Below are 2,618 nucleotides of genomic sequence, written 5' to 3'. Positions count from 1 at the left end.
ATTTATAGACTGTATAGTGAATNTGAAGTATTTGAATTTAAATATAGTTATCCACAATAAGTGCATTGGACTTTATTATATTGATCCTATGATTTAACTATTATTCTCTTGTGGATAATTTTTTATGTGCAGTTGTGTTACTCATAAGGAGTGTTGATTATTAAATTTATCTTAAAATTAACATAATTTATTGTGTTAAAAATAGAACGATATAAAAATGTTCCACGCGGTATACAAATAAACCTATAACTAAATTTTATGAGTTTTTTTGAAAATTTTCAGAAGATGTAAGTCGCTATTTAGAGTACAAAATAGAGTTTTGTGTTACTTAATGATCAATTTATTTAAATATTTAACAGATGAGTTAAATATTATTTGGAAGGTATAAAAAATTATCGAGCTGCATTTTTTTGATATAAAAAAACTGCCATAAAGGCAGTTTTAATTTTATGATTTTTAATCAAATGAGCTTTCTAGCTCTTCTAATTGCATCATTAATTCAAGCATTTGTTCTTCAGCTTGCCCCAGTTTATTTTTTAAATCAGTTTGTTCATTCATGATTTTCAGTAAGTCATCTTTACGCTGCACCTCATAAAGTGTTGTATCTGTTAATAATTCTTCAATTTCTGCTAATCTGGACTGGATTTTCTCTATTTGTGTTTCGCATTTTTCAATATTTTTCCGAATAGGACGGGTTTGTTCACGGCGACGTGCGGCTTCTTTCCGTTGAGCTTCTTTATCAACTTTAGAAATTTGTACCTTTTGTTCAGCAACTTTGGAAACGATTGGTGTGGTTTGTCCGCCTTGTTTGATTATTTCTAAACGGGCTTGACGTAACCAATTTGCATAATCTTGTAGGTCACCTTCAAATTCAGTACATCGGCCGCCATGGACGAGAAGTAAATCATCACAGACACTGGCAATAAGTTGACGTTCATGGGAAACCAAAACGACAGCACCTTCAAAATCTTGAAGTGCCATAGTTAATGCATGACGCATATCCAGATCTAAATGGTTTGTTGGTTCATCTAAAATCAATACGTTTGGACGCTGCCATACAATGAGTGCTAGTGCTAAACGTGCTCTTTCCCCTCCAGAGAAGCTTTCACATGGTGTATCCATACGTTCACCACTAAAACCAAAACTTCCTAAAAAGGAACGTAATGTTGCTTCACTAATTTTTTTATCTGCTATGCGGGCAAGTTGAAGCATAGGGCTTGCATGATCATCCAGTGAATCCATCTGGTGCTGTGCAAAATATCCTATATTCAAAAGTTCTGAAGCATTGCGCTCACCAGCGAGTAAAGGTAAATCTCCAACTAATGATTTAATCAATGTAGACTTGCCCGCACCATTCATTCCGAGTAAGCCAATACGACTGCTTGGGGTAATCTGTAAATTAACATCAGTTGCAATGAGTTTGCTGCCATAACCAATATCAACATGTTCCAGTGTTAACAATGGAGAACTCATTTTTGTAGGTTCACGGAAACTGAATGTAAAAGGTGTATCGACATGAGCAGGAGCGAGTAGTTGCATACGTTCTAACTGTTTGATACGACTTTGAGCCTGACGGGCTTTGGTTGCTTGAGCCTTAAAGCGGTCAATATATTTTTGTAAATGTGCGCGTGTTTCTAATTGTTTTTCATAGGCTTGTTGCTGTTGTGCCAGACGTTCACTTCGTGTCGTTTCAAAAGTTGAATAGTTTCCTGTATATAGAGTCAGTTCAGCATTTTCGATATGTAAAATATGATCAGTGATAGCATCCAGAAAATCGCGATCATGTGAAATTAAAATGAGTGTACCGGCATAAGCTTTAAGCCAGTCTTCTAACCATAATATTGCATCTAAATCTAGATGGTTGGTTGGTTCATCCAGTAGTAAAAGGTCTGAACGACTCATTAGCGTACGTGCAAGATTTAATCGCATACGCCATCCACCAGAAAAGCTTGAAACTAAAAGCTGGTTTTGATGTTCCATAAAACCTAAGCCAGCCATGAGCTGTGCCGCTTTGGCTGGTGCGGAATAGCCGTTAATTTCATCAAAACGACCATGTAAATGAGCTAAATCATTGTCGCTAAGTTGGTCGGGATGGTCTAGTTTTGCTTGAATATCCCAATATTCTTCATCTCCTGACAAAACAAAATCAATTGCAGCCATATCTAGAGCTTTCACTTCTTGAGCCATATGTGCAACAGTCCAGACTTGAGGACGGGATAATGTTCCCTCATCTGGGGTCAATGAGCCCAAAAGTGCGGCGAATAATGTGGATTTTCCAGCACCGTTAACCCCAGTAAGACCTACTTTCCAACCAGGATGGATTTGCATAGACGCTTTTTGAAATAGAATGCGTCCACCGCGGCGTAAAGAAACTTGATCGAGTTGAATCATTAATAGGTCTGAGCTGGTAATAAAGAATGCGGCTATTTTAGGTGATAATTAAGATTAGACAAACCATTCGATGAAGATTTATTTAAAGGAATGATTAAAATAATCATAAAAAATATTAAAAATGAGCATTTATGCAAATTGGTAATTTATGAATTATTTTTATCTGAAATAGAGTGTGACATAACGCAATAAAATATTATTATTTGTAAAATTATGACTCTTTGGTT

1 protein-coding gene is annotated in these 2,618 nt (G+C 35.8%); it reads right to left on the bottom strand.

Annotation, left to right across the window (positions count from 1 at the left end):
- Window positions 1-456 precede the first annotated feature (456 nt).
- Entirely contained in the window at window positions 457-2,391 is a 1,935-nt protein-coding gene (locus KPC_RS19020; RefSeq protein ID WP_121975887.1) for an ATP-binding cassette domain-containing protein, read from the bottom strand.
- Window positions 2,392-2,618 lie beyond the last annotated feature (227 nt).

Origin of the sequence: Acinetobacter stercoris (genome assembly GCF_900323515.1) — a bacterium.
In the GTDB taxonomy this organism is placed as follows: domain Bacteria; phylum Pseudomonadota; class Gammaproteobacteria; order Pseudomonadales; family Moraxellaceae; genus Acinetobacter; species Acinetobacter stercoris.
The sequence above is the reverse complement of the archived record's forward strand: the minus strand, read 5'-3'. Positions and strand labels throughout refer to the sequence as shown.